At 29.1% G+C, this 6,489-nt stretch carries 8 protein-coding genes; 4 read left to right on the top strand and 4 right to left on the bottom strand.

The window, feature by feature from the left end:
* Positions 1–158: 158 nt before the first annotated feature.
* The 4 genes from HX088_RS08335 to HX088_RS08320 all read right to left on the bottom strand — a co-directional run bounded on the left by HX088_RS08335 (position 159) and on the right by HX088_RS08320 (position 3,595).
* Positions 159–920, bottom strand: coding sequence for a TIGR03915 family putative DNA repair protein (locus HX088_RS08335; RefSeq protein ID WP_188320003.1), 762 nt, complete (start codon positions 918–920; stop codon positions 159–161).
* Positions 920–2,185, bottom strand: coding sequence for a putative DNA modification/repair radical SAM protein (locus HX088_RS08330; RefSeq protein WP_286483919.1), 1,266 nt, complete (start codon positions 2,183–2,185; stop codon positions 920–922). The genes HX088_RS08335 and HX088_RS08330 overlap by 1 nt, the downstream gene beginning before the upstream one ends.
* Before the next feature lie 69 nt (positions 2,186–2,254).
* Positions 2,255–2,683 carry a hypothetical protein gene (locus HX088_RS08325; protein WP_286483918.1) on the bottom strand — a complete coding sequence of 143 codons (429 nt, stop codon included), beginning with the start codon at positions 2,681–2,683 and terminating at the stop codon, positions 2,255–2,257.
* 93 nt (positions 2,684–2,776) lie between these two features.
* Positions 2,777–3,595, bottom strand: coding sequence for a hypothetical protein (locus tag HX088_RS08320; protein ID WP_286483916.1), 819 nt, complete (start codon positions 3,593–3,595; stop codon positions 2,777–2,779).
* Positions 3,596–3,720: 125 nt separating this feature from the next.
* On the opposite strand from HX088_RS08320, the gene HX088_RS08315 reads away from it, so the two are divergent.
* From HX088_RS08315 to HX088_RS08300, 4 genes are all read left to right on the top strand, one after another.
* Positions 3,721–4,134: a DoxX family protein gene (locus tag HX088_RS08315; RefSeq protein WP_171622064.1), complete on the top strand. Its 414-nt coding sequence runs from the start codon at positions 3,721–3,723 to the stop codon at positions 4,132–4,134.
* Positions 4,131–4,832, top strand: coding sequence for a peptide deformylase (gene def / locus HX088_RS08310; protein WP_286483914.1), 702 nt, complete (start codon positions 4,131–4,133; stop codon positions 4,830–4,832). The genes HX088_RS08315 and def overlap by 4 nt, the downstream gene beginning before the upstream one ends.
* Positions 4,833–4,910: 78 nt before the next feature.
* Complete coding sequence (locus HX088_RS08305; protein ID WP_171622066.1) at positions 4,911–5,696, top strand: alpha/beta fold hydrolase; 786 nt, start codon at positions 4,911–4,913, stop codon at positions 5,694–5,696.
* 297 nt (positions 5,697–5,993) lie between these two features.
* On the top strand, positions 5,994–6,488 hold the full coding sequence (locus HX088_RS08300) for a hypothetical protein (RefSeq protein WP_286483912.1): 495 nt from the start codon (positions 5,994–5,996) through the stop codon (positions 6,486–6,488).
* The last annotated feature ends 1 nt before the right edge of the window (position 6,489 follow it).

The raw sequence follows: 6,489 nt of genomic DNA, 5'->3' as shown, positions 1-6,489 counted from the left end.
TTCTTTTTTACTAATTGAACGTATTGTTCGATGTTTTTCTAAAACTTCTTTCACACAACGTAACTTAAATGCTACACTATATTTTACTTTTCTTGTCATAAAAAATGCCCCCAAAAGTGTCTAACTTTTTGGGGGCAGTGTACAATTTGTAGCCTTTTTTAATTATACTCAGTTAAATTTTTCCAAAATCGCTTTGGCATCAATTGCATCTGTAATTTCGAGTTTTTTCTCGCCTCAATCGTTGTCGAATGAAAATAGGATTTCCATAATTCTTGGTACAAATTTTCATCCACATCAATGTATTCGGTAGGTAATGTTGTAGATTTTGGAGTGAAATTTAATTGTATTTGATGAACTTGTTTTGAATTTTTATCATAGTAAATTCCATATTTTCGAATACTATCGTAAATAATCCAATTTTGATCCGCATACCTTTTTCTAAAATGATGGATAATCAAAGGTAAAATATTGTATTTGGGTTCTGTTTTAGCAAAAAATAAATCTTGATTAATCTTTTCAAAACGGATAAATGCTTCATGATGATGCTTTTCGCGATGAACTGAACGATACATTTTCATTACATAAAGCACAAACTCATTTCCGTAATTTAATTGTATTGCAGTTGATTCATTAATTATTAAACAACAATAATGAAAGAGTTTTTCAAACGCTTCTTTTTCTTCTGACAAAAAAACGGCTTGTAAAGCTTTGTAACTTGTTGAATTTAATTTATTTTTTAAGCTTTTATGAACCCTTTCCGCTTTTTGTTCATCTGTAATTACTATATATTCATCGTCGAACATCGATGGTAAAAAATCCCTTTGCGAAACAATTTTTATTTGCTGAGGTTTTCGAACATAATAATCAAAAATTAATGTCAAAAATCCTTCGAAACTATTATCAAAAACATAGCGTTCCATTAGTCGAAAAGATTTAATTGATTAGGTTGATTTTTAAGGTATTTACTTTTACTCGTACTCAATATTCGATGTTTAATCTGAGATCCAAGTAAATCCTTTTGTTGGTATTGATCATCAGCGCATGTCATAAAAAATTTAGCCCGGTTATAAGCAATTCCAAATTTTTTTAATTGATAAGCATAAATTTTTCCAAATCTTCGAGCAGTAATTATTTTCTTTGCTGATTGAACACCAATTCCTGGAATTCGTAGAATTAAATGATAATCTGCGGTATTAATATCAATCGGATAAAGATGTAAATTTCTTAAGGCATAACTTAATTTTGGATCAATATCCGTATCGAGATGTGGATTTTGTTGATTTAAAATTTCTTTGACATCAAACTGATAAAAACGCATCAACCAATCTGTTTGATAAAGTCGATTTTCTCTAAGCAATGGTGGTTGAGTACCAATAGAAGGTAGCATCTTATCATTGTGATTGATTGGAATGAATCCTGAATAATAGACACGTTTAAGTTTGAAATTATTGTAATATTGATTAGCCGTATACATAATTTCCATATCATTTTCGGGTGTCGCACCAATCACCATTTGTGTAGATTGTCCAGCGGGCACAAATGTTGGGGTTGACTTTATTAATTTTCGTTCTGCATTATATTCAGTCATTTGTTGTTGAATAAAGGCCAAAGGTTTTTTTACATCTTCGTGCGATTTTTCAGGTGCAACTAATTGAAGACCTTTTTCAGTTGGCATCTCCAAATTAATTGACATTCTATCAGCATACAATCCTGCTTCTTTTAATAACTCGTCACTTGCGCCAGGAATAGTTTTAAGATGAATGTAGCCATTAAAATTTTCTTCTAAACGTAATTTTTTTGCTATCAAAAGCAAACGTTCCATTGTGAAATCAGCATTTTTGAAGATTCCAGAACTTAAGAATAATCCTTCTATGTAATTTCGTCTATAAAAGTTAATAGTTAAATCTACCACTTCTTGTACAGTAAAAGCAGCTCGTTTTACATCGTTACTTTTTCGTGATACACAAAATGCACAATCGTAAATACAGTGATTGGTCAACAGAATTTTTAATAATGATACACAGCGACCATCTTCTGTAAAAGAATGACAAATGCCAGATTGAGAAGCATTTCCTAATCCATTGCTTGTGTTTTTCCGTTTACTTCCACTCGATGAGCATGAAACATCATATTTTGCTGCATCAGCTAAAATACTCAACTTTTCATTAATCCGATCAAAATTCATTTTATTCAGCTTTTTGCAAAAAAAATAATTTAAACAGACATAAGATGTCGTTTAAATTAACATTACAAATTATTCGTATTCCAAATTTATTAATAGTTCAGTTTTTAAACGGCTAATAAAATTGCAATCCAATTCGGATAAAAGAATATCAATTAATTGAGACAAAAAATCTCGATGAATAAAGTTGAAAATAAACGTTTTTTCGTTGGTATAGAAATAAAAATCGTATCGTCTAAAATAGCCTGAAATAGATATAACTTCAAGCGTTATCAATTCTTCAGGACGAAAATAGTCATTTAATTTAGCACGATAATCTTGAATTTTCCGCACTGAATTAGTTGTAGAATCGACATATTCTAAATTCAAATCTTCGATTTCGTCACTATAAAATTGTATTGCAAATTCATTTTTAGGATAATCATTTATGTACAAGTTGAAACGATTATCTTTTTGATACAATTGAAATAGTCGATTAAATTCTTGCACATTTTTTATCATAATAAAACGAGATAAATGGTTGATTAGAATAAAGTTAATAACATTTAGTTAAATAATCAAATAAAAAAGAGCCAAATTTATTGACTCTTTGTGTTATTCGTAACGAATTGTTCTTGTTGTGTTTGAAATTGGTTGATCAAAATTTTTCACGTATTGTGTTCTTTTTTTCCAATTTTTGTGATTATCATATTGGTATTTGATTGTCGAAATCTGCTTAACTTTTCCAGTTTCATCTAACGTTACTTCTTCTGTCATGTTATTGTTGTCGTCAAATTTTCGGAGATATTTATTGACAGCTTTGTTATCTTTATCTAAATAAATTTCTTCAATCGGATTGCCTTTAGCATCGTTTTTATAATCTAATGTATAAGATCCTTGGTTATATTTTACCTGTGTTTTAACTAAAAAACCATTTTGATACAAATGATTTTTTTCGATAAAAATATCATTATCCTCCAATAAGTTCGATTCGTGTTCGTAAGTAATGTTTTTATTCTGATCTAATTTGTATTCTATTTTTACAACATTGACATCATTTTCACTTTTTGTCACAATGTAACCTTCGGGCGTATATTCGTAATCAAAGTTAAAAATCAAACTTTCATCCGTATTTTTTAATTCTCTCGAAGCTAATTTGTTGGTGTCGTTGTAATTAAAAGATTCTGAAAAAGATACATTTCCTTCTTCATCAAAATAATCACGTTTAGTTGGATTTCCTGCTGTATTGTAGGTTGATTTTGTATAATATTCTTGATCGTATCCTTCGATATGCATCATTCGAATTCGTGCTTTTTGCATAGATTCCTCAATGAAAATAGGATTTCCAAAGACGTCATTTTGTACTAATTCAGATTTTTGTGCAAAAGCAAAATTCGAAAATAGTAAAGCGATTAATGAAATATTTTTTAACATAATATTGTATTATTTAGTTCTTAGTGATTAAAGTTGATTCAAAATTAATAGAAAAATCTTGATTTCTTGACCTATTTAAATGTCAACGTAAAAACAAGAACTTATATTTGAAAAAAAAATATTAAATGAGCACAAAATTTAAATTATTAGGAAGTCAACCTGCTTTTATAGATGTATCATTGTTATTCATTCGTTTGGCTGCTGGTGGATTTATGTTTACGCATGGTTTTGGAAAATTACAAAAATTAGTCAATGGAAATTTTGAATTTGGAGATCCAATAGGATTAGGTCCAGAAATTTCGTTAGGATTAACTGTTTTTGCAGAAATATTATGTGCATTTTTAGTTTTGGTTGGACTTTTTACACGTTTAGCATCAATTCCATTAATTATTACCATGTTGGTAGCTGTTTTTATTGTACATGCTGACGATGATTTTGGTAAAAAAGAATTAGGTTTATTCTATTTAATTAATTATTTCGTTTTATTTTTATCAGGTGCAGGAAAATATTCGTTGGATCGATTAATTCTAAAAAAATGATAAAAATAATTACGTTTGGTTTATTGATTTGTTCAACTGCATTATTTGCTCAATCTAAAAATATGAAGAATAAAACCTATAAACCTTTGACTGGAGCTGAAGTTACTTTAGTAAAAGAAAAAAAATCGTACGAAACATTTCGAGTTTTATTAACAACTTCTGATGAAGATCTTACTGTGTTGAAAGCCCAATCTATTGACATAGATCCCAAAGATCCAAATATTAAACTATTGGCGGATCGTATGTATGCGACTGTGCAAGACGAGGCAAGTAAAGGTGTTGGGATTGCGGCACCACAAATTGGCATAAATAGAAATGCCGTTTGGGTACAACGTTTTGATAAAGAGGGTGAACCTTTTGAGTTTATCATCAATCCAAAAATTACGTGGTATTCGGATATTGTTCGTTATGGAAGAGAAGGTTGTTTGTCGATTCCAGATATTTTTGGAAAAGTACATAGAAGTTTAGTTCTTCGATTAGAATATTTTGATTTGGATGGGAATTTTCATGATGAAACAGTAGAAGGTTTTACTGCTGTAATTTTTCAACATGAATACGATCATTTAATCGGAACATTGTTTACAGATCGAATCAAAGAGCAAAAAAAGCTGAATTATGTAAAAGCAGAAGTCATGAACGATGTTTTTTATTTAAAGAAAACATCAACAGACGTTGACACAGAAGATGATGAAGATTAAAAATATCTTAAAGTTATCAAAAGTGTTATGCTTAGCATAGTTTTTAGTTTAATTTTGCAGTTCTAAATTACGTATAAATTGTTAGCACACACTACATATACTCATCCCACAAGTGCAGAATGGGTCACTTTTGTTCATGGAGCAGGAGGAAGTTCAACTATTTGGTTTAAACAAATTCGTGAATTTCGTAAGCATTTTAATGTTGTTCTTTTGGATTTGAGAGGACATGGTCGTTCGAAAAATAACCTTAAATCGCTTTTTGAAAAACGCTATACGTTCGAATCTGTAGCGAAAGATGTGATTGATGTATTGGATCATTTAAAAATTAAACAAACACATTTTGTTGGAATGTCTTTGGGAACAATTGTTATTAGACAGTTGGCAGAAGATTATTCAGAACGTTTCAAATCGATGATTATGGGTGGAGCAATCATGAAGATGAATTATCAAAGTCGCTTTTTAATGACCGTTGGTAATATGTTCAAACATATGATTCCGTATTTAGTTTTGTACCGTATTTTCGCTTTTGCCATTATGCCGAGAAGTGCACACAAAGAATCGCGCAATTTATTTATTAATGAAGCGAAGAAACTCTATCAAAAAGAATTTCTAAAGTGGTTCAAACTAACAGCAGATATCAATCCGTTGTTAAAATGGTTTAGAGAAGTAGAGCTTAATATCCCTACACTTTATATTATGGGATCAGAAGATCATATGTTTTTACCATCAATTGAAAACTTAATAAAATCACACACCAAAAACTCTGAATTGATTGTCATTGAGGATTGTGGACATGTTGTGAATGTTGATCAACCTCAGATTTTTAACGAAAAAGTTATTGCGTATATTAATACGATAAAATAAACAATAAAAGCTTCAACTCAGTTGAAGCTTTTATTTATTTAACAACTTTTTATACTCCAATTTCAAAATCCAATTAATTTGTATTTAGTGTAAACTCAACAATTTATATATAAACCCAATCATTTTATAATATGTTCATTTCTAATTGATTTGGTCTGTTTTTTGGTGAAGGAAAATAGTTAGGTTGTTTTTTAAAAATTTTAATTTATTGTTAAATTTTTTAAAAAAATACAGTTAGTTCTGTTTTAACCGAACTAACTTATATATATTTGCACGGTTTTATAGACTAAACACATTATGAATATAGATAATCATGCAGGTAACATGGACTTATTCTGTAGTTTTAGTGCTTTTTTAGAGAAAACGTATAAGTTTCCTCCTTTAACAGCCAAATTGCAGGCATATATGGTTTTAGAATCAACTGAAGAAGGATTTACTTTTGAAGAACTTTTAGAGGTTTTCAATGTTAGTAAGAGTTCTTTGTCTAATTCGATTAATTACTTGCTATCGATGAAACATATTGAATATATAAACAAGATTAATTCTCGTAAAAGATATTTTAGATTAAACTTTAATTATTTGACAGAGAAGTTAGATTTTTTATATGATATGATTTCTCAGGATATTGTTTTTACAGATCGTATAAAGGAACATAAAATTTCAAATGACTCACTTTCGAAAAATATCGAAAATAGGGTAATTGATATTTATCTAGATCATTTAAATCAGACCAAGTTTTTATTAGGCGAAACAATAGAAAAAATTAATAAAATTCAACTAGAAAATAAGTAAA

This window comes from Empedobacter sp. 225-1 (assembly GCF_030328185.1).
GTDB lineage: Bacteria > Bacteroidota > Bacteroidia > Flavobacteriales > Weeksellaceae > Empedobacter > Empedobacter stercoris.
The sequence above is the reverse complement of the archived record's forward strand: the minus strand, read 5'-3'. Positions and strand labels throughout refer to the sequence as shown.

Bases quoted from the DNA above. Each gene is read 5' to 3' on its own strand.
- HX088_RS08335 (WP_188320003.1), bottom strand. From the start codon at position 920: ATGGAACGCTATGTTTTTGATAATAGTTTCGAAGGATTTTTGACATTA.
- HX088_RS08330 (WP_286483919.1), bottom strand. From the start codon at position 2,185: ATGAATTTTGATCGGATTAATGAAAAGTTGAGTATTTTAGCTGATGCA.
- HX088_RS08325 (WP_286483918.1), bottom strand. From the start codon at position 2,683: ATGATAAAAAATGTGCAAGAATTTAATCGACTATTTCAATTGTATCAA.
- HX088_RS08320 (WP_286483916.1), bottom strand. From the start codon at position 3,595: ATGTTAAAAAATATTTCATTAATCGCTTTACTATTTTCGAATTTTGCT.
- HX088_RS08315 (WP_171622064.1), top strand. From the start codon at position 3,721: ATGAGCACAAAATTTAAATTATTAGGAAGTCAACCTGCTTTTATAGAT.
- def (WP_286483914.1), top strand. From the start codon at position 4,131: ATGATAAAAATAATTACGTTTGGTTTATTGATTTGTTCAACTGCATTA.
- HX088_RS08300 (WP_286483912.1), top strand. From the start codon at position 5,994: ATGAATATAGATAATCATGCAGGTAACATGGACTTATTCTGTAGTTTT.